We start from the raw sequence: 23,256 nt of genomic DNA, 5'->3' as shown, positions 1-23,256 counted from the left end.
TGCTCCCGCGTCGGCGTGTCTGGAAGGCATGAAATTGAGGGTTCAGGATAGTTATGGCCAAACGCGATTTTTACGAGGTGCTGGGCGTTGAGCGCGGTGCCAGCGAGGCGGAGCTGAAAAAGGCTTACCGCCGCCTCGCCATGAAGCATCACCCCGACCGCAATCCGGGTGACAAGGCGGCGGAGGAAGCCTTCAAGGAGGCCAACGAGGCCTACGAGGTGCTTTCCGACCCGAGCAAGCGGGCTGCCTACGATCAGTACGGGCACGCCGGCGTCGATCCGCAGATGGGCGCCGGGGCAGGCGGAGCCGGTTACGGCGGCGCCAACTTCTCCGACATCTTCGGCGATGTATTCAGCGATTTCTTCAGTGGCGGTCGTGGCGGCTCCCGCGGTGGCGCTCAGCGCGGCAGCGACCTGCGTTACACGCTGGAGCTGGATCTGGAAGAAGCCGTGCGCGGCACCACGGTGACCATCCGCGTGCCGACCCTGGTCGAGTGCAAGACCTGCGATGGCTCCGGGGCAAAGAAAGGCACCAGCCCGGTGACCTGTACCACCTGCGGCGGCATCGGTCAGGTGCGCATGCAGCAGGGCTTCTTCTCGGTACAGCAGACCTGTCCGCGCTGCCATGGCAGCGGCAAGATGATTTCCGACCCCTGTGGCAGCTGCCACGGCCAGGGCCGTGTCGAAGAGCAGAAGACGCTCTCGGTCAAGGTGCCGCCAGGCGTGGATACCGGCGACCGCATCCGCCTCTCCGGCGAGGGCGAGGCCGGAACCCAGGGCGGGCCGGCGGGCGACCTCTACGTGGTGGTCAACGTGCGCGAGCACGCGATCTTCCAGCGCGACGGCAAGCACCTGTACTGCGAAGTGCCGATCAGCTTCGCCGATGCGGCGCTGGGCGGTGAGCTCGAGGTGCCGACGCTGGATGGCCGGGTCAAGCTGAAAATCCCGGAAGGCACCCAGACCGGCAAGCAGTTCCGTCTGCGGGGCAAGGGTGTAGCGCCGGTGCGCGGTGGTGCGGCGGGCGACCTGATGTGTCGCGTCGTGGTCGAAACGCCGGTCAACCTGAGCAAGCGCCAGCGCGAGATGCTCGAGGAGTTCCGCGGCACGCTACAGGGCGACACCTCCCATTCACCCAAGGCCAGCGGCTGGTTCGAGGGTGTGAAGCGCTTTTTCGGTGATGTTTGAGTCGAACTGAGGGCTTGAGGTCCGGTGCCTGGTGCATCGGCCTCGCGCTCGGTTTCCGGCTTGCAGCTTGGAGCTGATGCTATGCGACGTATTGCAGTGACGGGCGCCGCCGGGCGCATGGGCAAGACCCTGATCGAGGCGGTGCAGCAGACTGGCGGCGTCGCCGGTCTGACCGCTGCCATCGATCGGCCGGACAGTACCCTGGTGGGTGCCGATGCCGGCGAACTGGCCGCCATCGGGCGGCTGGGCGTGCCGCTGACGGGAGATGTCGGCAAGGCTGTCGACGAGTTCGACGTGCTGATCGACTTCACTCACCCTTCGGTGACGCTGAAGAACCTGGAGGTCTGCCGGCGCGCCGGCAAGGCCATGGTGATCGGTACCACCGGCTTTTCGCCGGAAGAGAAGGAGCGCCTGGTGGCGGCGGCCAGAGAGATCCCGATCGTCTTCGCCGCCAACTTCAGCGTTGGCGTCAATCTGTGCCTCAAGCTGCTGGATACCGCGGCGCGCGTGCTGGGTGACGATGTGGATATCGAGATCATCGAGGCGCATCACCGGCACAAGGTTGATGCGCCGTCCGGCACCGCGCTGCGCATGGGGGAGGTGGTGGCCGAGGCGCTCGGGCGCGATCTGCAGAAGGTTGCCGTCTATGGTCGTGAAGGTCAGACCGGTGCGCGGGCGCGCGAGACCATCGGCTTCGCGACTGTGCGTGCCGGGGACGTCGTGGGCGACCATACCGTGCTGTTCGCCGCCGATGGCGAGCGCGTCGAGATCACCCACAAGGCCTCCAGTCGCATGACCTTCGCCAAGGGGGCGGTGCGCGCCGCGCTGTGGTTGGACGAGAAGCCGGCAGGGCTCTACGACATGCAGGACGTGCTCGGCCTGAAATGATTCGCTGCGCGCACCGGTTGCCCTGTGCCCCGTTCGGGTGCGCTGGCCGGCTATTTCGGCTGGACCGGAAAGGCGGTTTTGTGTAAGCTTCCCGCTTTAGTGTGTCCACTAAAAGTTGCGCAGAAATGAATCAAACAAAAAGCGGGATGACCTTCACACGTCATCCCGCTTTTTTACAATCTGCGTCTGCTCCAGCCTTGATCTACGGGAGGTCTCTTGACTAAGCCAGCCCTTACGCCAGCCATTCTGGCCCTTGCCGATGGCAGCATCTTTCGCGGCGAATCCATCGGCGCCGATGGGCAAACCATTGGTGAGGTGGTGTTCAACACCGCCATGACCGGCTATCAGGAAATCCTCACCGATCCCTCCTACGCCAAGCAGATCGTTACCCTCACCTATCCCCATGTCGGTAACACCGGCACCACGCCGGAAGACGCCGAGTCCTGGAAAGTCTGGGCCGCTGGCCTGGTCATTCGCGACCTGCCGTTGATTTCCAGCAACTGGCGCAACAAGCAATCACTGCCCGACTATCTCAAGGCCAACGGCACCGTTGCCATCGCCGGCATCGATACCCGTCGTCTGACCCGTATCCTGCGCGAGAAGGGTGCGCAGAACGGCTGCATCCTGGCTGGCGCCGACGCGACCGAAGAGAAGGCGCTGGAGCTGGCGCGCAGCTTCCCCGGCCTCAAAGGCATGGACCTGGCCAAGGAAGTCAGCGTCAAGGATCGTTACGAGTGGCGTTCCACTGTCTGGTGCCTGAAGGACGACGCGCATGCCGAGATCCCGGCCAGCGAGCTGCCCTACCATGTCGTCGCCTTCGACTACGGCATTAAGTACAACATCCTGCGCATGCTGGTCGCCCGCGGTTGCCGCGTCACCGTGCTGCCGGCGCAGACGCCTGCCAGCGAAGCCCTGGCGCTGAATCCGGACGGCATCTTCCTGGGCAACGGCCCGGGTGACCCCGAGCCGTGCGACTACGCGATCAAGGCGATTCAGGAAGTCCTCGAAACCGACATTCCGGTATTCGGCATCTGCCTCGGCCACCAGCTGCTGGCCCTGGCCTCCGGCGCCAAGACCGTGAAGATGCCCAGCGGTCACCACGGTGCGAACCACCCGGTGCAGGATCTGAAGACCGGCGTGGTGATGATCACCAGTCAGAACCACGGTTTCGCCGTGGACGAAGCCAGCCTGCCGGCCAATGTGCGCGCCACGCACAAGTCGCTGTTCGACGGCACCCTGCAGGGCATCGAGCGTACCGACAAATCGGCCTTCAGCTTCCAGGGCCATCCCGAGGCGAGCCCGGGCCCGCACGACGTCGCGCCACTGTTCGACCGTTTCATCGAAGCCATGGCCAAGCGCCGCTAAGCCTGCCGACTGACCAAAGGATTCGAGAGTAAGAAAATGCCAAAACGTACAGATATCAAAAGCATCCTCATCCTCGGCGCTGGCCCCATCGTCATCGGCCAGGCCTGCGAGTTCGACTATTCCGGTGCGCAGGCGTGCAAGGCGCTGAAGGAAGAAGGCTTCCGCGTCATCCTGGTGAACTCCAATCCGGCCACCATCATGACCGACCCGGCCATGGCCGACGCCACCTACATCGAGCCGATCAAGTGGGCCACCGTGGCCAAGATCATCGAGAAGGAGCGCCCCGACGCGCTGCTGCCGACCATGGGCGGCCAGACGGCGCTGAACTGCGCGCTGGACCTGGAAAAGCACGGTGTGCTGGAGAAGTTCGGTGTCGAGATGATCGGTGCCAACGCCGACACCATCGACAAGGCCGAAGACCGTTCGCGCTTCGACAAGGCGATGAAGAATATCGGCCTGGCCTGCCCGGAATCCGGCATTGCGCACAACATGGAAGAGGCCTACGCGGTTCTCGACAAGGTCGGCTTCCCCTGCATCATCCGTCCGTCGTTCACCATGGGCGGTACCGGTGGCGGCATCGCCTACAACCGTGAGGAGTTCGAAGAGATCTGTGCCCGCGGTCTGGATCTGTCTCCGACCAGCGAACTGCTGATCGACGAGTCGCTGATCGGCTGGAAGGAATACGAGATGGAGGTGGTCCGCGACAAGAAGGACAACTGCATCATCGTCTGCTCCATCGAGAACTTCGATCCGATGGGCGTCCACACCGGCGACTCCATCACCGTAGCCCCGGCGCAGACCCTGACCGACAAGGAATACCAGATCATGCGCAACGCCTCGCTGGCGGTGCTGCGTGAGATCGGCGTGGAAACTGGCGGTTCCAACGTGCAGTTCGGCATCTGCCCGAACACCGGGCGCATGGTCGTGATCGAGATGAACCCGCGCGTGTCGCGTTCTTCGGCACTGGCCTCCAAGGCCACTGGGTTCCCGATCGCCAAGATCGCCGCCAAGCTGGCCGTCGGCTACACCCTCGACGAATTGTCCAATGACATCACCGGTGGTCGCACCCCGGCATCGTTCGAGCCGGCGATCGACTATGTCGTGACCAAGGTGCCGCGCTTCGCCTTCGAGAAATTCCCCAAGGCCGATGCCCGCCTGACCACCCAGATGAAATCGGTCGGTGAGGTCATGGCCATCGGCCGCACCTTCCAGGAGTCCATGCAGAAAGCCCTGCGCGGTCTGGAAGTCGGCGCCACCGGTTTCGATCCGAAGCTGAACCTGGCCGATGCCGAGGCCGAGAGCACCCTCAAGCGCGAGCTGACCGTGCCGGGCGCTGACCGCATCTGGTTCGTGGCCGATGCCTTCCGCGCCGGCAAGAGCGTCGAAGACGTGTTCGCCCTGACCAACATCGATCCGTGGTTCCTGGTGCAGATCGAAGACCTGGTCAAGGACGAGGAGCAGGTCAAGACGCTCGGCCTGTCCAGCATCGACCGTGACCTGATGTACAAGCTCAAGCGCAAGGGTTTCTCCGATGCCCGTCTGGCCAAGCTGCTCGGTGTCACCGAAAAGAACCTGCGTAGCCATCGCCACAAGCTCAAGGTGCTGCCGGTCTACAAGCGCGTCGACACCTGCGCCGCCGAGTTCGCCACCGACACCGCCTACATGTACTCGACCTATGAGGAAGAGTGCGAGGCCTACCCGAGTGGCCGCGAGAAGATCATGATCCTCGGCGGCGGCCCCAACCGTATCGGGCAGGGTATCGAGTTCGACTACTGCTGTGTGCATGCCGCGTTGGCCATGCGTGAAGACGGATACGAGACCATCATGGTCAACTGCAACCCGGAGACCGTCTCCACCGATTACGACACGTCCGACCGCCTGTACTTCGAGCCCGTAACTTTGGAAGACGTGCTGGAGATCGTTCGCGTCGAGCAGCCCAAGGGTGTGATCGTGCAGTACGGCGGTCAGACGCCGCTTAAGATCTGCCGCGCCCTGGAAGAAGCCGGCGTGCCGATCATCGGCACCAGCCCGGATGCCATCGACCGCGCCGAAGATCGTGAGCGTTTCCAGCAGATGGTGCAGCGCCTGAACCTGCGCCAGCCGCAGAACGCCACCGCGCGCAGCGAAGAAGAAGCCATCGCTGCCTCCAAGGCCATCGGGTATCCGCTGGTGGTGCGCCCGTCCTACGTGCTGGGCGGTCGCGCGATGGAAATCGTCTACGAGGAAGAAGAGCTCAAGCGCTACATGCGCGAGGCGGTGCAGGTGTCCAACGACAGCCCGGTGCTGCTGGACCACTTCCTCAACTGCGCCATCGAAGTGGACGTCGACGCCGTCTGCGACGGCGAGACGGTAGTGATTGGCGGCATCATGCAGCACATCGAACAGGCCGGCGTGCACTCCGGCGATTCGGCCTGCTCGCTGCCGGCCTACTCGCTGCCGCAGCACATCCAGGACGAGATCCGCGAGCAGGTGCGCAAGATGGCCCTGGAGCTCGACGTGGTTGGTCTGATGAACGTGCAGATGGCCGTGCAGGGCGAGGACATCTACGTGCTCGAGGTCAACCCGCGCGCCTCGCGTACCGTGCCGTTCGTCTCCAAGTGCATCGGCGAGTCGCTGGCCAAGGTCGCTGCGCGCGTCATGGCGGGCAAGAGCCTGGCCGAGGTCGGCTTCACCCGCGAGATCATCCCGACCTATTTCAGCGTCAAGGAAGCGGTGTTCCCGTTCGCCAAATTCCCGGGTGTCGATACCATTCTCGGCCCGGAAATGAAGTCCACCGGCGAGGTGATGGGTGTCGGCGACAGCTTCGCCGAAGCCTTCGCCAAGGCCCAGCTGGGTGCCAGTGAAATCCTGCCGACCTCCGGCTGCGCCTTCCTCAGCGTGCGCGAAGACGACAAGCCCTACGTCGAACAGGTCGCACGTGATCTGGTTGGTCTCGGCTTCGAGGTCGTTGCCACCGCTGGCACGGCGCGTATCATCGAGGCAGCCGGGCTGCCGGTGCGTCGCGTGAACAAGGTGACCGAAGGCCGTCCGCACGTGGTCGACATGATCAAGAATGACGAGGTCACGCTGATCATCAACACCACCGAAGGGCGTCAGTCCATCGCCGATTCGTATTCCATTCGTCGCAACGCCCTGCAACACAAGATCTGCATCACCACCACCATCGCGGGTGGTCAGGCGATCTGTGAGGCGCTCAAGTTCGGTCCCGAGAAGACCGTGCGCCGCTTGCAGGATCTCCATGCAGGAATCAAGGCATGACAAAATTCCCCATGACCATCCAGGGCGCTCGCGCCCTGGAAGAAGAGCTCAAACATCTGAAAACCGTGCTGCGCCCGCAGATCACCCAGGCCATCGCCGAGGCGCGTGAGCTGGGTGACCTCAAGGAGAACGCCGAGTACCACGCGGCGCGCGAGCAGCAGGGGATGGTCGAGGCACGCATCCGCGACATCGAAGGTCGCCTGCAGAATGCCCAGGTCATCGACATCGCCAGCATCGCACCGACCGGCAAGGTGATCTTCGGTACCACCGTGGACATCGCCAACGTCGAGACGGACGAGCAGGTGACCTATCAGATCGTCGGTGACGACGAAGCCGATATCAAACAGGGCAAGCTGTCGGTGAGTTCACCGATCGCGCGTGCGCTGATCGGCAAGGAAGAAGGCGATGTGGTGGCGGTCAAGACGCCCAGCGGACTGATCGAGTACGAGATTGTCGAAGTCCGCCATATCTGATCGGCAACCCGCGCGCGCCGGCTTCATCACCTGGCAGCTGACCCAGACCTTCTGGGTCGGCGGCCTATGGTTGCTGCAGTTTCTGGTGCTGCCTGCGCTCGGCCGGATCGGCCTGGCACCGCTGCTGGTCGAGGAAGTCGCCGGGAGTCTGCGTCCTCTGATGGTCGGCTTCGCCGCGTTCTGCGCGGCGCTGCAGGCGCTGGTGCTGGTCCAGTCTGTCGGTCTTCGCGGTTTGTGGCGCGATGTGCGGGGGCAGCTGCTGCTGGCGGTGATGGCCCTGGCCGGCACTCATCTTTTGATGAATGCCGGCTGGTTCGAGTCCATCTACTGGGCCAGTTTCAGTGTTCTGGCGATGGCGCTGGGCGGTTTGATGCTGGTATTGCAGCCCGTTCCCGGGCGAGAGCAATGACTGACGGCGGCAGACTGCTGCCGCAGCGGTTTCACGCCTGGAAGCGATGGATGTTCGACAGCTGTTTGTTCGGCTTCGGATTCCTGCGATAGACCAGCGCCATTTTGCCGATGGTCTGCACCAGTTCGCATTTTCCGATTGCGCACAGCTCTTCCATCAGGGCGCGGCGATCTTCGCGCTCGGTAAGGCGGAACTGGACCTTGATCAGTTCGTGATCGTTCAGGGCTCGCTCCAGTTCGGCTTGAACGCCTTCGGTCAGCCCGTTTTCGGCAACGATCAGCACCGGTTTCAGATGATGGCCGATGGACTTGTACTGTTTCTTCTGCTCGTTGGTGAGCGGCATATTTCGACCCTTGCGTCAGAACCCTTGAAAAACGGCGGTTAGTGTAACCGAGAGGTGCAAGGCCGCACAGTGAGCGATCGGTTTGGCAGACTGTGTAGCCAGTCTGTCATGGTGGAACCTTGTGATCGCAAACGCAGCCCCAATATGAGAGCTGTGTGGACTGCCAGCCAGTTGTGACGCAGTGCTTTCTGCGAAACGGCGCGCGATTCGGTCTCCGGATACTGCATTCGGCTCGGTTTTTTTGATCAAGATATTTCAGGATGAGGGCTCAATGCGTACCTGAAAGCGTTGCGGCAGGCGTTCGAGAGCATGCAGACAAGCAAAGCCCCGGTGGTCTCGCCACCGCTCCAGTGCGCAATATCTGCTTGTCCGTGGCTTTACGGGTACGCCGGACGAACAGACCCGTTTGTGCGAAAAGGCCGGTTTGGCGGTCTATTAATGCGGGCGTCGGCCGATGGACGGCCCCGTACGGCAAGGACTAGGCTGTTTCATAGGGTTACAGACCGACTGCCTGTTCCAGTGCGTTGTGTAGTAAGTTAGGCCGAGCAACCAACCGGCCGTCATGCGGGCCCGCGGACACGGGTTTGCTCCAGAGGGTAGTTAATTTGAACGACATGGCAAAAAACCTGATCCTGTGGCTGATCATCGCCGCCGTCCTGGTCACGGTGATGAACAACTTCTCCAGCCCGAGCGAGCCGCAGACGCTGAACTACTCGGACTTCCTTGAGCAGGTCAAGGAGGGGCGCGTGGAGCGCGTGACCGTTGATGGTTTTGTCATCATCGGCAAGCGTAGCGACGGCGACACCTTCAAGACCATTCGCCCTGCGATCCAGGACAACGGCCTGATCGGCGATCTGCTCGACAACAATGTGCTGATCGAGGGCAAGCAGCCTGAGCAGCAGAGCATCTGGACGCAGCTGCTGGTGGCCAGCTTCCCGATCCTGGTGATCATCGCCGTGTTCATGTTCTTCATGCGGCAGATGCAGGGCGGTGCCGGCGGCAAGGGCGGGCCTATGAGCTTCGGCAAGAGCAAGGCTCGCCTGCTCTCCGAGGATCAGGTCAAGACCACCTTCGCTGACGTCGCCGGTTGCGACGAGGCCAAGGAAGAAGTGCATGAGCTGGTGGAGTTTCTCCGCGACCCGGGTAAGTTCCAGCGTCTCGGTGGCCGTATTCCGCGTGGCGTGCTGATGGTCGGTCCGCCCGGTACTGGTAAGACGCTGCTGGCCAAGGCGATTGCCGGTGAGGCGAAGGTGCCGTTCTTCACTATCTCGGGTTCGGATTTCGTCGAGATGTTCGTCGGTGTCGGCGCCAGCCGGGTCCGCGACATGTTCGAACAGGCCAAGAAGCACGCGCCTTGCATCATCTTCATCGACGAGATCGACGCGGTCGGTCGTCATCGTGGTGCCGGCCTCGGCGGCGGGCACGACGAGCGCGAGCAGACCCTCAACCAGTTGCTGGTGGAGATGGATGGCTTCGAGATGAACGATGGCATCATCGTCATCGCGGCCACCAACCGTCCCGACGTGCTCGATCCGGCGCTGCTGCGTCCGGGCCGCTTCGACCGGCAGGTGGTCGTAGGCTTGCCGGACATCCGCGGTCGCGAGCAGATTCTCAAGGTGCACATGCGCAAGGTGCCGGTCAGCGAGAACGTCGAGCCGGCGGTCATCGCCCGCGGTACGCCGGGTTTCTCCGGTGCGGACCTGGCCAACCTGGTCAACGAGGCGTCCCTGTTCGCTGCGCGGGCCAACAAGCGTATCGTCGAAATGCGCGAGTTCGAACTGGCCAAGGACAAGATCATGATGGGCGCCGAGCGCAAGTCCATGGTCATGTCCGAGAAAGAGAAGCTCAATACCGCGTATCACGAGGCTGGGCACGCCATCGTCGGGCGCGTGGTGCCCGAGCATGACCCGGTCTACAAGGTTTCCATCATTCCTCGCGGGCGGGCGCTGGGTGTCACCATGTTCCTGCCGGAAGAGGATCGCTACAGCCTGTCGAAACGCGCACTGATCAGTCAGATCTGCTCGCTGTTTGGTGGTCGAATCGCGGAGGAAATGACCTTGGGTTTCGAAGGCGTCACCACTGGCGCTTCCAACGACATCATGCGCGCGACTCAGTTGGCGCGGAACATGGTGACCAAGTGGGGCTTGTCGGAGAAGCTTGGCCCGCTGATGTATGCCGAAGAGGAGGGTGAGGTCTTCCTCGGTCGCAGCGCTGGCAGTCAGCACGCCAACGTTTCCGGCGAGACCGCCAAGCTGATCGATGAAGAGGTGCGCAGCATCATCGATCACTGCTATGGCACCGCCAAGCAGATACTCACCGAGAACCGCGACAAGCTGGACATGATGGCCGAAGCACTCATGAAGTACGAAACCATCGATGCACCGCAGATCGACGACATCATGGCGGGCCGTCCACCGCGCAAACCGCGTGACTGGGAAGGTGGCGGTACCGGCACGTCCGGGACGCCGGCCGTGCCGGATGACAATCGTCCGCAGACGCCGATTGGTGGTCCCGCCGGGGAGCATTGAGGGTAGCGTCGACCGAACATTCATCGGTCGGCTGTCAAAAGGCTGTATCCAGAAGGGGCGCATAGGCGCCCCTTCTGGTGTAAATTGTCCACCCCGTTGTGCCATGGTGGTGCAGCTGGCGTGGATCGCCTGCCCAGGGCGTCCGGCCTGAACGTACAAGGCTCGTGAATGAACAACTCGTCTTCACCTGCTCGACTGGTCTGCGGCAGTCGAGCCCTCGATCTTTCCCGTCCCCATGTCATGGGGATTCTCAATGTCACCCCCGATTCCTTTTCCGATGGTGGTCGCTTCGCCGAGCGCGATGCGGCATTGCGGCACGCCCAGGCGATGGTTGCAGCAGGGGCTACGCTGATCGATGTGGGGGGGGAGTCGACCCGTCCGGGCGCGCGTTCAGTTTCGCCGACCGAGGAGCTGGAGCGGGTCGCCCCCATTGTCGAGGCCATTGCCGGCGAGCTGGATGTCGTGATCTCGGTGGACACCTCAACGCCTGCGGTGATCCGCGAGTGCGCGCGGCTCGGCGCCGGTTTGATCAACGACGTGCGCTCGCTACGACGCGATGGTGCATTGGATGCAGCGGCCGACACCGGTTTGCCGGTCTGTCTCATGCACATGCGCGGCGAGCCCGGGGATATGCAGGACGATCCGCGCTACGACGATATCACTGCGGAAGTTGCGTCGTTCCTAGGTGAGCGAATGGCGGCGTGCGCAGCGGCAGGCATTCCGGCAGAGCGCATCGTGCTTGATCCGGGGTTCGGCTTTGCCAAGACGCTGAATCACAACCTCGTGCTGTTCAAGCATATGGAAAAGCTTCACCGGCTGGGGCGTCCGCTGCTGGTGGGCGTGTCGCGCAAGAGCATGATCGGTGGCGTGCTGGGGCGTCCGGTGGGTGAGCGGCTGTATGGCAGCCTTGCGCTGGCGGCCCTGGCCGTCAGCAAGGGGGCGCAGATCGTGCGGGTGCACGATGTGGCCGAGACGGTTGACGTAATTCGAATGATCGCTGCAGTGCAGGCGGCAGAGTAGGGAAGACACCATGACTAGAAAGTATTTCGGCACCGACGGCATTCGCGGACATGTTGGGCAAGCGCCTATTACCCCGGATTTCATGCTCAAGCTGGGCTGGGCGGCAGGCATGGCCTTCCGCAAGCAGGGCAAGTGCCGCATCCTGATCGGCAAGGACACCCGTATTTCGGGCTACATGTTCGAGTCGGCGCTGCAGGCGGGGCTGTCGGCTGCGGGCGCCGATGTGTTGCTGCTGGGGCCGATGCCGACGCCAGCGGTTGCTTACCTGACGCGTACCTTCCATGCCGAGGCCGGCATCGTCATCAGCGCCTCGCATAATCCCCATCACGACAACGGCATCAAGTTCTTTTCCGGTCGCGGAACCAAGCTTCCCGACGAGGTCGAGCTGATGATCGAGGAGCTGATCGATACGCCGATGACTGTGGTCGAGTCGGCACAGCTGGGAAAGGCATCGCGGATCAACGATGCGGCCGGTCGCTACATCGAGTTCTGCAAGAGCAGCGTGCCGACCAGTACCGACTTCTCCGGGCTCAAGCTGGTCATCGATTGCGCCCATGGTGCTACATACAAGGTAGCGCCCAGCGTATTTCGCGAGCTGGGAGCCGAGGTTGTAGTGATCGGCGCGCAGCCGGACGGGCTGAACATCAATGCCGATGTCGGCTCCACCCATGTTGGCCAGTTGCAAAAGGCGGTGGTGGAGCATGGGGCTGATCTCGGGATCGCCTTTGACGGAGATGGCGATCGGGTGATGATGGTCGACCATACCGGTGCGGTCGTTGATGGTGACGAGTTGCTCTACATCATCGCGACCGATCTGCAGGAACGCGAACGCTTGACCGGCGGAGTCGTCGGTACCCTGATGAGCAACCTCGGGCTCGAGCTCGCCCTTAAGGCGCGCGAGATTCCGTTCTGCCGGGCCAAGGTGGGTGATCGTTACGTGATTGCCGAGATGCTGGATAAGGGGTGGGTTCTCGGTGGCGAGAATTCGGGACACATCGTCTGCGCCCAGCACACCACTACTGGCGACGCGATCATCGCGGCCTTGCAAGTAGTCCTGGCGCTGCGCCGGCGTGGCCAGACCCTCGCTCAGGAGCGTCTGGCGTGGCACAAGTGTCCGCAGGTGCTGATCAATGTGCGCTTCTCCGGCGATAGAGATCCGATCGCGCATCCCAGCGTCAAGGCTGCCTGCGACAGCGTCACAGAGCGCATGGGTGGGCGCGGACGCGTGTTGCTGCGCAAGTCCGGCACCGAGCCGCTGGTGCGGGTAATGGTTGAGGGTGACGACGAAATACAGGTGCGCGGCATGGCGGAAGAGCTGGCCAAGGTCGTTACCGAAGTTTGTGCGTGAACGCGCTTGCCAGGGGCGCAGTCGTTGAGTAACATCTGCGCCCACTTTGACCGATGAGGTAAAGCATGCGTCGCCCCATGGTAGCTGGTAACTGGAAAATGAACGGTACCCGCGCTAGCGTCGCAGAGCTGATCGAGTCTTTTCAGCGTCAGGCACTGCCTGCAGCGGTTGAGATTGCGGTGTTTCCCTCCTTTGTGCATGTCAGTCAGGTCCTGGATGTTGTCGATGGGGCGCAAGTTTCCGTCGGTGCTCAGGATTGTGCCTTGCAGTCGGGTTTCGGGGCGCTGACTGGCGAGGTTTCGGCCGACCAGTTGGTTGATCTCGGTTGTGAGTGGGTATTGGTTGGGCACTCTGAGCGCCGCCTGGTATTGGGTGAGACGGACGAGGTGGTCAGCCAGAAATTTGCGGCAGCTCAGGCGGGCGGTTTGAAGCCTGTGCTGTGCCTCGGTGAGACGCTCGAGGAGCGCGAGGCTGGAAGAACGCTGGAAGTGGTGGCGCGGCAGTTGGGGCGGGTTCTCGATGATCAAGGTGTCGAGGCGTTCCAGTCTGCAGTGATTGCGTATGAGCCCGTCTGGGCCATCGGGTCTGGCTTGACGGCTACGCCTGAGCAGGCGCAAGAGGTGCATGCCGCCATTCGCGATCAACTGGCACGCAGCGATCGTCGCGTCGCCGAAGGTGTAAGGCTGCTGTATGGTGGCAGCGTGAAGGCGGACAATGCCGCTGAGCTGTTCGCCATGGCGGATATTGATGGGGGGCTGGTTGGTGGAGCCTCTCTGAAAGCGGATGAATTCGGTGCGATCTGTCGCGCCGCGGGGAACTGAACAGATGTTGCAGACTGTTGTGATTGTGGTGCATCTGCTGGTTGCTCTTGGTGTGGTTGCGCTGGTGCTGCTGCAGCAGGGCAAGGGTGCGGACGCTGGTGCGTCTTTCGGTTCGGGTGCTTCGGCAACTGTTTTCGGAAGCCAAGGTTCTGCTACCTTTCTGAGTCGGTTTACTGCTATACTTGCCGGCGTTTTTTTTCTGACCAGCCTGGGTCTGGCCTTTTTCGCCAAGCAGCAAGCTGATCAGTTGTCCCAGGCGGGGCTGCCGGATCCAGCTGTGCTGGAAGTGCCGGCCAGCAAGCCAGCGGTTGAGGATGTGCCTGTGCTCGAGCAGCGCAAGCCGGCGGATACTGCAGGTGATCTGCCTGAGGTGGAAGAAGGGCAATAAGGTTTTTGCCGAGGTGGTGGAATTGGTAGACACGCTACCTTGAGGTGGTAGTGGCCATAGGCTGTAGGGGTTCGAGTCCCCTCCTCGGTACCAAACAAGCAGGCCCGCCTAGTGCGGGCTTTCTTGTGTTTAAGGGTTTCGGTTGACCGGTGTTGGTCGCGGGTCGTATAATTCGTGCCCAGTTTGACGCGGGGTGGAGCAGTCTGGTAGCTCGTCGGGCTCATAACCCGAAGGTCGTTGGTTCAAATCCAGCCCCCGCAACCAGTCGATAAAGAGCCCCTGTACAGGGGCTTTTTATTAGCTTGAGGCCAGGTCGCCGGCATTTACAGGCGGTCAAAAGGGATGGGCGTTTCGCCCATTTTTCATTTGTACAGCATGCGCGAGGGACTTCGATGTCGAGCAAGCTAGAACAGTTGCAGGCCTTGTTGGCCCCGGTGGTTGAGGCGCTTGGCTATCAGTGCTGGGGCATTGAGTTCATTTCCCAGGGGCGGCATTCACTGCTGCGAGTCTATATCGATCATGCCAACGGCATTCTCATCGACGATTGCGAGAAGGTGAGTCGTCAGCTGAGTGGCGTGCTCGATGTGGAAGATCCGATCAGCGTGGACTACACCCTTGAGGTTTCTTCTCCCGGTATGGATAGGCCCCTGTTCACCATTGAACAGTACGTGGCCCATGTCGGTGATCAGGTAAAAATTAAGCTGCGCTCGCCCTTCGAGGGCAGGCGCAATTTCCAGGGTCTTCTCCGTGGGGTGGAAGAGCAGGATGTCGTGGTGCTGGTGGATGACCATGAATACCTGCTGCCGATCGACATGATCGATAAGGCCAACATAATTCCCCGTTTTGACTGAGAGCGGATCCCGCGGACCCCAATGGATTGCGAAAGGCGAGGCGTACGATGAGCAAAGAAGTACTGCTGGTTGTGGAGTCGGTGTCCAATGAAAAGGGCGTACCGGCAAGTGTGATTTTCGAGGCGCTGGAGCTGGCGTTGGCCACGGCTACCAAGAAGCGCTACGAGGACGATGTTGATCTGCGTGTGGAAATCAATCGCCACAACGGCAGCTACGAAACCTTCCGTCGTTGGACGGTCGTCGACGATGAGCACTTCGAGGACCCGGCTCACCAGCTGGCGCTCGATCAGGCTCAGGAACGCAATCCGGACGCCAAGCTCGGTGACGTGTTCGAAGAAAAGATCGAGTCCATCGAGTTCGGCCGGATCGCGGCGCAGACCGCCAAGCAGGTCATCGTGCAGAAGGTGCGCGAGGCCGAGCGCGCACAGGTCGTTGAGGCCTATCGCGACCGCGTCGGCGAGATCATTTCCGGTACGGTGAAGAAGGTCACTCGTGACAGCGTCATCGTCGACCTCGGTAACAACGCCGAGGCCCTGCTGGCCCGTGAAGACATCATTGCCCGCGAGACTTTCCGGGTTGGCGCCCGCGTTCGTGCGCTGCTCAAGGAAATCCGCACCGAGAACCGCGGCCCGCAACTGATCCTGTCGCGTACTGCGCCGCAGATGCTGATCGAGCTGTTCCGCATCGAGGTGCCGGAGATCGCCGAAGGCCTGATCGAAGTGATGGGCGCCTCGCGGGATCCGGGCTCGCGCGCCAAGATTGCCGTGCGCTCCAAGGACAAGCGAATCGATCCCCAGGGCGCTTGCATCGGCATGCGTGGTTCGCGCGTACAGGCGGTATCGGGAGAGATCGGTGGCGAGCGCGTCGATATCGTGCTGTGGGACGAGAACCCGGCACAGTTCGTCATCAATGCCATGGCGCCGGCGGAAGTCGCGGCGATCATCGTCGACGAAGACGCGCATGCCATGGATATCGCAGTCGCTGAGGACAACCTGGCCCAAGCCATCGGGCGCGGCGGTCAGAACGTGCGCCTGGCCAGTCAGCTGACCGGCTGGACACTCAATGTCATGACCGAAGCGGATATCCAGGCCAAGCAGCAGGAAGAGACCGGCGACATTCTGCGCAACTTCATCGAAGAGCTGGACGTGGATGAAGAGCTGGCGCAGGTCCTGGTGGAAGAGGGCTTCACCTCCCTCGAAGAGATTGCCTACGTCCCCATGGAGGAAATGCTTGGCATCGAAGGCTTCGACGAGGACATCGTCAATGAGCTGCGTACGCGGGCCAAAGATCGCCTGCTGACCAAGGCCATCGCCAACGAAGAGAAGCTGGCGGATGCTCAGCCAGCTGAAGATCTGCTGGCACTCGATGGCATGGATAAAGAACTGGCGGTCGAGTTGGCCGTGCGGGGCGTCATCACCCGCGAAGACCTGGCCGAGCAGTCGATCGACGACCTGCTCGACATAGACGGCATCGATGAAGAACGTGCCGGCAAGCTGATCATGGCCGCCCGAGCCCATTGGTTCGAGTAAGTATTTAGCGGCCTGAGGAGAGAAATGCATGACGCAAGTCACGGTGAAAGAACTGGCCCAGGTGGTCGACACACCGGTCGAGCGACTGCTTCAGCAGATGCGTGAGGCAGGACTGTCGCACACCAGCGCCGAGCAAGTAGTGACCGATAACGAGAAGCAGGCCCTGTTGGCGCATCTGAAAAGCAGCCATGGGGCAAAGGTGGACGAGCCGCGCAAGATCACATTGCAGCGCAAGACCACCACCAAGTTGAAAGTGGGCGGCAGCAAGACCATCAGCGTCGAAGTTCGCAAGAAGAAGACCTTCGTCAAGCGTAGCGCCGAGGAGATCGAGGCCGAACAGCGCCGCGAACTCGAGGAGCAGCGTGCTGCCGAAGAGGCTGCCCGTCTGAAGGCTGAGCAAGAGGCTCGCGAGCGTGCCGAAGAAGAGGCGCGTCGCCAGGCCGAAGCGGCCAAGGCCCAGACTGCCGAAACGGCTGCTCCGGCCGCTGCCGAGTCGGCGTCGAGCACCGAGCCGGCGCAGGTAGTGGCGGCGGTGGTAGAAGCTGCTGCACCTGCCCCGGAGCGCAAGAAGGAAGAGCCGCGGCGCGTCGAGAAACCTCGCAGCGATGACGACGAGCGTCGTGATCGCAAGCATGCGCAGCATCGTCCCTCGCTCAAGACCAAGGCGCCGTTGGCGCGTACCGTACGTAGCGGTGAAGACGAAGCCGATGGCTTCCGTCGCGGGGGCCGTGGTGGCAAGAGCAAGCTCAAGAAGCGTAACCAGCATGGGTTCCAGAGCCCAACAGGACCAGTCGTGCGTGAAGTGTCGATCGGCGAGACCATCACTGTGGCCGAACTGGCCCAGCAGATGTCGGTGAAAGCGGCCGAAGTCATCAAGTTCATGTTCAAGATGGGTTCGCCGGTCACCATCAACCAAGTGCTGGATCAGGAGACCGCTCAACTGGTCGCCGAAGAACTGGGCCACAAGGTCAAGCTGGTCAGCGACAACGCGCTGGAAGAGCAGCTGGCCGAGCTGCTGAAGTTCGAAGGCGAGTCGGTCGCCCGTGCGCCGGTCGTGACCGTCATGGGTCACGTCGACCATGGCAAGACCTCGCTGCTCGACTACATTCGTCGTGCCAAGGTGGCGGTCGGCGAAGCCGGTGGTATCACCCAGCACATCGGTGCCTATCACGTCGAGACCGAGCGTGGCATGGTCACTTTCCTTGATACCCCGGGCCACGCGGCGTTTACCGCCATGCGTGCACGCGGTGCCAAGGCCACCGATATCGTGATTCTGGTCGTGGCCGCCGACGACGGCGTCATGCCGCAGACCCAGGAAGCGGTGCAGCACGCCAAGGCGGCGGGTGTTCCGATCGTGGTCGCGGTGAACAAGATCGACAAGCCGGAAGCCAACCCGGACAACATCAAGAACGGCCTGGCCGCGCTGGATGTGATTCCGGAAGAGTGGGGCGGCGATACACCGTTCATCCCGGTTTCCGCCAAGGTCGGTACCGGTGTCGACGAGCTGCTCGAAGCGGTGCTGCTGCAGGCCGAGATTCTTGAACTGAAGGCAACGCCTTCGGCTCCGGGTCGCGGTGTGGTGGTCGAATCGCGCCTGGACAAGGGGCGTGGCCCGGTCGCCACCGTCCTGGTTCAGGACGGTACGCTGCGCCAGGGTGATATGGTCCTGTGTGGTGTGAACTTCGGCCGCGTACGGGCCATGCTCGACGAGAATGGCAAGCCGGTGAAGGAAGCCGGTCCGGCCATTCCGGTGGAGATCCTTGGTCTGGACGGTACGCCGGAAGCCGGTGACGATCTCACCGTGGTCGCCGACGAGAAGAAGGCCCGCGAAGTCGCCTTGTTCCGTCAGGGCAAGTTCCGCGAAGTGAAGCTGGCCCGCGCTCACGCCGGCAAGCTCGAGAACATCTTCGAGACCATGGGTCAGGACGAGAAGAAGACGCTCAACATCGTGCTCAAGGCCGACGTGCGTGGTTCGCTCGAAGCGCTGCAAGGGTCGCTCAACGGCCTGGGCAACGACGAGGTGCAGGTGCGCGTGGTCGGTGGCGGTGTCGGTGGTATCACCGAATCCGATGCCAACCTGGCACTGGCGTCCAATGCGGTGCTGTTCGGCTTCAACGTTCGTGCCGATGCGGGCGCGCGCAAGATCGTCGAGGCCGAAGGCCTGGACATGCGCTACTACAACGTCATCTACGACATCATCGAAGACGTCAAGAAGGCGCTCACCGGTATGCTCGGCAGTGACGTTCGCGAGAACATCCTCGGCATCGCCGAAGTGCGTGACGTGTTCCGTTCGCCGAAGTTCGGCGCAATCGCCGGTTGCATGGTCACCGAGGGCATGGTGCACCGCAATCGTCCGATCCGCGTGCTGCGCGACGACGTCGTGATCTTCGAAGGCGAACTGGAATCGCTGCGCCGCTTCAAGGATGACGTCGCGGAAGTCCGCGCCGGCATGGAATGCGGTATCGGCGTGAAGAGCTACAACGACGTCAAGGTCGGCGACAAGATCGAAGTGTTCGAGAAGGTCGAAGTGGCGCGTTCGCTGTAAGCAAGCGTCAATCTGAAAGCTGGGAGCAAGGAGTCGGTGGCCGCCTGGGTGCGGTTACTGCTTCGAGCTTCCAGCTTTCGGCTTTTAATCGGGTAGAAATTTATGGCCAAAGAATTCAGTCGTACCCAGCGTATCGGCGATCAGATGCAGCGCGAATTGGCGCTGCTTATCCAGCGTGAGATCAAGGATCCGCGCCTGGGCCTGATTACCATCACCGCGGTCGACGTCAGTCGCGATCTGTCCCATGCAAAGATCTTCATTACCATCATGGGGCAAGACGACGATCAGGAAGCAATCAAGGGCAACCTGCGCATCCTCAACGATGCTGCCGGATTCCTGCGCATGCAGCTGGGCAAGAGCATGAAGTTGCGCACTGTTCCGCAGCTGCATTTCAACTACGACGCCAGCATCCGTCGCGGTGTCGAGCTGAGCTCGCTGATCGAAAGGGCGGTTGCCGAAGATCGCAAGCACAGCGACGAGCGCGGAGAATAAGCGTGGCCCAGGTCAAGCGTGTACGTCGCGACGTCAGCGGCATCATCCTGCTCGACAAGCCGCGCGGGTTTACCTCCAACGCTGCGCTGCAGAAGGTTCGCTGGCTGCTCAATGCTGAAAAGGCCGGCCATACCGGCAGCCTCGATCCATTGGCGACGGGGGTGTTGCCGCTGTGTTTCGGCGAGGCCACGAAGTTCTCGCAGTACCTCCTGGATGCGGACAAGGCCTACGAAACGGTCATGCAGCTCGGCGTGACCACTACCACCGCCGATGCCGAAGGCGAAGTGCTGGAACGCAAGCCGGTCGCGGTGACGCGCGAGCAGCTGGAGGCGCTGTTGCCGCAGTTCCGTGGCGACATCCTGCAGGTGCCGCCGATGTATTCGGCGCTCAAGCGCGACGGCCAGCCGTTGTACAAACTAGCGCGTGCCGGAGAGGTGGTGGAGCGCGAGCCGCGTTCTGTTAATATTGCGCGCTTGGAGTTGCTCGCGCTCGAAGGCGACAAGGCTCGCCTGGCCGTCGCCTGTAGCAAGGGCACCTATATCCGCACGCTGGTCGAGGATCTAGGCCAGCAGCTTGGCTGCGGCGCGCATGTCGCTGAACTGCGGCGCACCCAGGCCGGTCCGTTCGACCTGTCGCAGACGGTGACGCTCGAAACGCTTGAGCGTTTGCATGGCGAAGGTGGTGCCGAGGCGCTGGATGCCCTTCTGCAACCGGTGGACAGCGGATTGGAGCATTGGCCGCTGCTGCAGCTTTCCGAGCACAGCGCCTACTACTGGCTGCACGGGCAACCGGTGCGGGCACCGGAGGCACCGAAGTATGGCATGGTGCGCGTGCAGGACAACAATGGCCGCTTCATCGGTATCGGCGAGGTGAGCGAAGACGGGCGTATTGCGCCGCGTCGACTGATTCGGTCGGAATGACCGGTACGCAGCGCGTTCGCGCGTTGCGTCAGAGGGTGGCTGTCAGCAGGCACGGTCATGCCTCTTTATTAAACACGGGGTCAATCCCCGGCCTGTTCACTCAAGGAGCCCTACCATGGCACTGAGCGTTGAAGAAAAAGCCCAGATCGTTAACGAGTACAAGCAAGCTGAAGGCGATACCGGTTCTCCGGAAGTGCAGGTAGCCCTGCTGACCGCCAACATCAACAAGCTGCAGGACCACTTCAAGGCCAACGGCAAAGACCACCACTCCCGTCGTGGTCTGATCCGCATGGTCAACCAGCGTCGCAAGCTGCTGGATTACCTGAAGGGTAAGGACACCACTCGTTACAGCGCCCTGATCGGTCGTCTGGGTCTGCGTCGCTAAGACGCACCCGAGCTGGAAGCCGGAAGCTGGAAGCCTGAAGTTGAAAGCCGGGACAACCCGCGCAATCAGCTTCGGTCTTCCAGCTTTCGGCTTTCTTGCAGGTCGCTTCGGGCCGACTCCCGTGCGTTCTGCCGATTTCCCCAAGGCAACAAAGAGAAGGAAAAACCGTGAATCCGGTAATCAAGAAGTTTCAGTTCGGTCAGTCGACCGTAACCCTCGAGACGGGTCGCATCGCCCGCCAGGCCTCCGGCGCCGTGCTGGTCACCGTCGATGACGACGTCAGCGTGCTGGTCACCGTGGTCGGTGCCAAGTCGGCCGATCCGAGCAAGGGGTTCTTCCCGCTCTCCGTGCATTACCAGGAGAAGACCTACGCAGCCGGCAAGATCCCCGGCGGCTTCTTCAAGCGTGAGGCACGTCCTTCCGAGAAGGAAACCCTGACCTCGCGTCTGATCGATCGTCCGATCCGTCCGCTGTTCCCGGAAGGCTTCCAGAACGAAGTGCAGGTCATCTGCACCGTCGTCTCCACCAGCAAGAAGACCGATCCGGACATCGCCGCGATGATCGGTACTTCGGCCGCTCTGGCCGTTTCCGGTATTCCGTTCGACGGCCCCATCGGCGCCGCGCGCGTGGCCTTCCATCCGGAAACCGGCTACCTGCTGAACCCGAACTACGAGCAGCTCAAGGCCTCCAGCCTGGACATGGTCGTGGCCGGCACCAAGGACGCCGTGCTGATGGTCGAGTCGGAAGCCAAGGAGCTGACCGAAGACCAGATGCTGGGCGCTGTGCTGTTCGCCCATGACGAGTTCCAGGCCGTGATCAAGGCCGTGGAAGAACTCGCCGCCGAAGCCGGCAAGCCGCGCTGGGACTGGACTGCTCCGCAGGCCAACACCGCGCTGCTGGATGCCATCCGCAGCGAGTTCGGTGCCGCCATCTCCGAAGCCTATACCATCACCATCAAGCAGCAGCGCTATGCCCGTCTGGACGAGCTGCGCGAGCAGGTCGTGGCCAAGTTCTCCGGTGAGGAAGGTCAGCCTTCCGCCGGCGAAGTGAAGGATGCCTTCGGCGAGATCGAATACCGCACCGTGCGCGAGAACATCGTCAACGGCAAACCGCGTATCGACGGTCGCGACACCCGTACCGTGCGTCCGCTGGCCATCGAAGTCGGCGTGCTGGACAAGACCCACGGCTCGGCACTGTTCACCCGTGGCGAAACCCAGGCGCTGGTCGTCGCCACCCTCGGTACCGCACGCGACGCTCAGCTGCTGGATACCTTGGAAGGCGAGAAGAAAGACGCCTTCATGCTGCACTACAACTTCCCGCCCTATTCGGTCGGCGAGTGCGGTCGCATGGGCGCTACCGGGCGCCGCGAGATCGGCCATGGCCGTCTGGCCCGTCGTGGCGTCGCCGCCATGCTGCCGAATGCCGACGAGTTCCCGTACACCATTCGCGTGGTGTCGGAGATCACCGAATCCAACGGCTCCAGTTCCATGGCGTCGGTCTGCGGTGCCTCGCTGGCGCTGATGGATGCCGGTGTACCGATGAAGGCGCCGGTTGCCGGTATCGCCATGGGTCTAGTCAAGGAAGGTGAGAAGTTCGCAGTCCTGACCGACATCCTGGGTGACGAAGATCACCTGGGCGACATGGACTTCAAGGTGGCCGGTACTGCCAAGGGCGTGACCGCTCTGCAGATGGACATCAAGATCCAGGGCATCACCGAAGAGATCATGGAGATCGCCCTGGGCCAGGCCCTGGAAGCGCGTCTGAACATCCTTGGCCAGATGAACCAGGTCATTGCCCAGTCGCGCAGCGAGCTGTCGGCCAACGCACCGACCATGCTGGCGATGAAGATCGATCAGGACAAGATCCGCGACGTGATCGGCAAGGGTGGCGCCACCATTCGTGCGATCTGTGAAGAGACCAAGGCTTCGATCGATATCGAAGACGACGGCTCGATCAAGATCTTCGGCGAAACCAAGGAAGCGGCCGAGGCGGCCAAGCAGCGCGTGCTGAGCATCACGGCCGAAGCCGAGATCGGCAAGATCTACGTCGGCAAGGTTGAGCGCATCGTCGACTTCGGTGCCTTCGTCAACATCCTGCCGGGCAAGGATGGCCTGGTGCACATCTCGCAGATCAGCGATCAGCGCATCGAGAAAGTCACCGATGTGCTGAAAGAAGGTCAGGAAGTGAAGGTGCTGGTGCTGGACGTGGATAACCGCGGCCGCATCAAGCTGTCCATCAAGGACGTGGCTGCAGCGGAAGCCTCGGGCGTCTGAGGCAACCTGGCAGTCAACAGAAAGGGCCCTCTGGGCCCTTTTTGTTTGCCTGTTCGCCGCGTGTCCGCAGCTCCGCCCGATATTGCAAGTTGCAAGCAGTGCCACGCGCAAACTTGCATTGTGCAAGTCGTCAGGGTTTTCGCTTATCTATAAGCAATTGATTCTAAAGGAAAAAAATATGTGACAGAGTTGGCACACCGCTTGCGCTGTTATCTGTGCATCTGAGGCCGGAGTCA

Annotated in this window: 19 protein-coding genes and 2 tRNA genes; 20 read left to right on the top strand and 1 reads right to left on the bottom strand. The window is 62.0% G+C overall.

Features of this window, described 5'->3' with window-relative positions; all coding sequences use genetic code 11:
• The first annotated feature begins 53 nt into the window (after window positions 1-53).
• From dnaJ to PSTAB_RS16715, 6 genes are all read left to right on the top strand, one after another.
• On the top strand, window positions 54-1,184 hold the full coding sequence (dnaJ, locus tag PSTAB_RS16740; RefSeq protein WP_013983884.1) for a molecular chaperone DnaJ: 1,131 nt from the start codon (window positions 54-56) through the stop codon (window positions 1,182-1,184).
• 81 nt (window positions 1,185-1,265) lie between these two features.
• The gene (gene dapB, locus PSTAB_RS16735; RefSeq protein ID WP_013983883.1) at window positions 1,266-2,072 is read left to right on the top strand and encodes a 4-hydroxy-tetrahydrodipicolinate reductase; all 807 of its coding nucleotides are present in this window, start codon (window positions 1,266-1,268) and stop codon (window positions 2,070-2,072) included.
• A gap of 216 nt (window positions 2,073-2,288) precedes the next feature.
• Window positions 2,289-3,437, top strand: coding sequence for a glutamine-hydrolyzing carbamoyl-phosphate synthase small subunit (gene carA, locus PSTAB_RS16730; RefSeq protein WP_013983882.1), 1,149 nt, complete (start codon window positions 2,289-2,291; stop codon window positions 3,435-3,437).
• A 36-nt stretch (window positions 3,438-3,473) separates the two neighbouring features.
• Window positions 3,474-6,695, top strand: coding sequence for a carbamoyl-phosphate synthase large subunit (gene carB / locus PSTAB_RS16725; RefSeq protein ID WP_013983881.1), 3,222 nt, complete (start codon window positions 3,474-3,476; stop codon window positions 6,693-6,695).
• Entirely contained in the window at window positions 6,692-7,168 is a 477-nt protein-coding gene (gene greA, locus PSTAB_RS16720; RefSeq protein ID WP_011914382.1) for a transcription elongation factor GreA, read from the top strand. Before carB ends, greA begins: the two co-directional genes overlap by 4 nt.
• On the top strand, window positions 7,146-7,577 hold the full coding sequence (locus PSTAB_RS16715; protein WP_013983880.1) for a hypothetical protein: 432 nt from the start codon (window positions 7,146-7,148) through the stop codon (window positions 7,575-7,577). The genes greA and PSTAB_RS16715 overlap by 23 nt, the downstream gene beginning before the upstream one ends.
• A gap of 31 nt (window positions 7,578-7,608) precedes the next feature.
• Here PSTAB_RS16715 and PSTAB_RS16710 read toward each other — a convergent pair whose 3' ends face one another.
• Window positions 7,609-7,920 carry a YhbY family RNA-binding protein gene (locus PSTAB_RS16710; protein WP_013983879.1) on the bottom strand — a complete coding sequence of 104 codons (312 nt, stop codon included), beginning with the start codon at window positions 7,918-7,920 and terminating at the stop codon, window positions 7,609-7,611.
• 605 nt (window positions 7,921-8,525) lie between these two features.
• Here PSTAB_RS16710 and ftsH point away from each other — a divergent pair.
• The 14 genes from ftsH (at window position 8,526) to pnp (ending at window position 23,020) form a co-directional block, all read left to right on the top strand.
• A complete protein-coding gene (gene ftsH / locus PSTAB_RS16705) occupies window positions 8,526-10,448 on the top strand; it encodes an ATP-dependent zinc metalloprotease FtsH (RefSeq protein ID WP_013983878.1) in 1,923 nt (640 codons plus the stop codon).
• Window positions 10,449-10,616: 168 nt separating this feature from the next.
• On the top strand, window positions 10,617-11,468 hold the full coding sequence (folP, locus tag PSTAB_RS16700; RefSeq protein ID WP_011914378.1) for a dihydropteroate synthase: 852 nt from the start codon (window positions 10,617-10,619) through the stop codon (window positions 11,466-11,468).
• A gap of 10 nt (window positions 11,469-11,478) precedes the next feature.
• Complete coding sequence (gene glmM / locus PSTAB_RS16695) at window positions 11,479-12,816, top strand: phosphoglucosamine mutase (RefSeq protein ID WP_013983877.1); 1,338 nt, start codon at window positions 11,479-11,481, stop codon at window positions 12,814-12,816.
• A 65-nt stretch (window positions 12,817-12,881) separates the two neighbouring features.
• Window positions 12,882-13,637, top strand: a complete 756-nt coding sequence (tpiA, locus tag PSTAB_RS16690; RefSeq protein WP_041771839.1) for a triose-phosphate isomerase — start codon at window positions 12,882-12,884, stop codon at window positions 13,635-13,637.
• A 4-nt stretch (window positions 13,638-13,641) separates the two neighbouring features.
• On the top strand, window positions 13,642-14,025 hold the full coding sequence (gene secG / locus PSTAB_RS16685; RefSeq protein WP_013983875.1) for a preprotein translocase subunit SecG: 384 nt from the start codon (window positions 13,642-13,644) through the stop codon (window positions 14,023-14,025).
• A 7-nt stretch (window positions 14,026-14,032) separates the two neighbouring features.
• Window positions 14,033-14,118, top strand: a tRNA-Leu gene (locus tag PSTAB_RS16680).
• 94 nt (window positions 14,119-14,212) lie between these two features.
• A tRNA-Met gene (locus PSTAB_RS16675) sits at window positions 14,213-14,289 on the top strand.
• A gap of 128 nt (window positions 14,290-14,417) precedes the next feature.
• Window positions 14,418-14,876: a ribosome maturation factor RimP gene (gene rimP / locus PSTAB_RS16670; protein ID WP_013983874.1), complete on the top strand. Its 459-nt coding sequence runs from the start codon at window positions 14,418-14,420 to the stop codon at window positions 14,874-14,876.
• 47 nt (window positions 14,877-14,923) lie between these two features.
• On the top strand, window positions 14,924-16,405 hold the full coding sequence (gene nusA / locus PSTAB_RS16665) for a transcription termination factor NusA (protein ID WP_011914373.1): 1,482 nt from the start codon (window positions 14,924-14,926) through the stop codon (window positions 16,403-16,405).
• Window positions 16,406-16,433: 28 nt separating this feature from the next.
• Window positions 16,434-18,950, top strand: coding sequence for a translation initiation factor IF-2 (infB, locus tag PSTAB_RS16660; RefSeq protein ID WP_013983873.1), 2,517 nt, complete (start codon window positions 16,434-16,436; stop codon window positions 18,948-18,950).
• Between the two features lie 102 nt (window positions 18,951-19,052).
• A complete protein-coding gene (gene rbfA / locus PSTAB_RS16655) occupies window positions 19,053-19,442 on the top strand; it encodes a 30S ribosome-binding factor RbfA (protein WP_011914371.1) in 390 nt (129 codons plus the stop codon).
• A gap of 2 nt (window positions 19,443-19,444) precedes the next feature.
• Complete coding sequence (gene truB, locus PSTAB_RS16650) at window positions 19,445-20,362, top strand: tRNA pseudouridine(55) synthase TruB (protein WP_011914370.1); 918 nt, start codon at window positions 19,445-19,447, stop codon at window positions 20,360-20,362.
• A gap of 115 nt (window positions 20,363-20,477) precedes the next feature.
• The gene (rpsO, locus tag PSTAB_RS16645; protein WP_011914369.1) at window positions 20,478-20,747 is read left to right on the top strand and encodes a 30S ribosomal protein S15; all 270 of its coding nucleotides are present in this window, start codon (window positions 20,478-20,480) and stop codon (window positions 20,745-20,747) included.
• Window positions 20,748-20,914: 167 nt separating this feature from the next.
• Window positions 20,915-23,020 (top strand): polyribonucleotide nucleotidyltransferase, encoded by a 2,106-nt coding sequence (gene pnp / locus PSTAB_RS16640; protein WP_013983872.1) that lies wholly within the window; start codon window positions 20,915-20,917, stop codon window positions 23,018-23,020.
• The last annotated feature ends 236 nt before the right edge of the window (window positions 23,021-23,256 follow it).

Source organism: Stutzerimonas stutzeri (assembly GCF_000219605.1).
Classification (GTDB): Bacteria; Pseudomonadota; Gammaproteobacteria; order Pseudomonadales; family Pseudomonadaceae; genus Stutzerimonas; species Stutzerimonas stutzeri.
The sequence above is the reverse complement of the archived record's forward strand: the minus strand, read 5'-3'. Positions and strand labels throughout refer to the sequence as shown.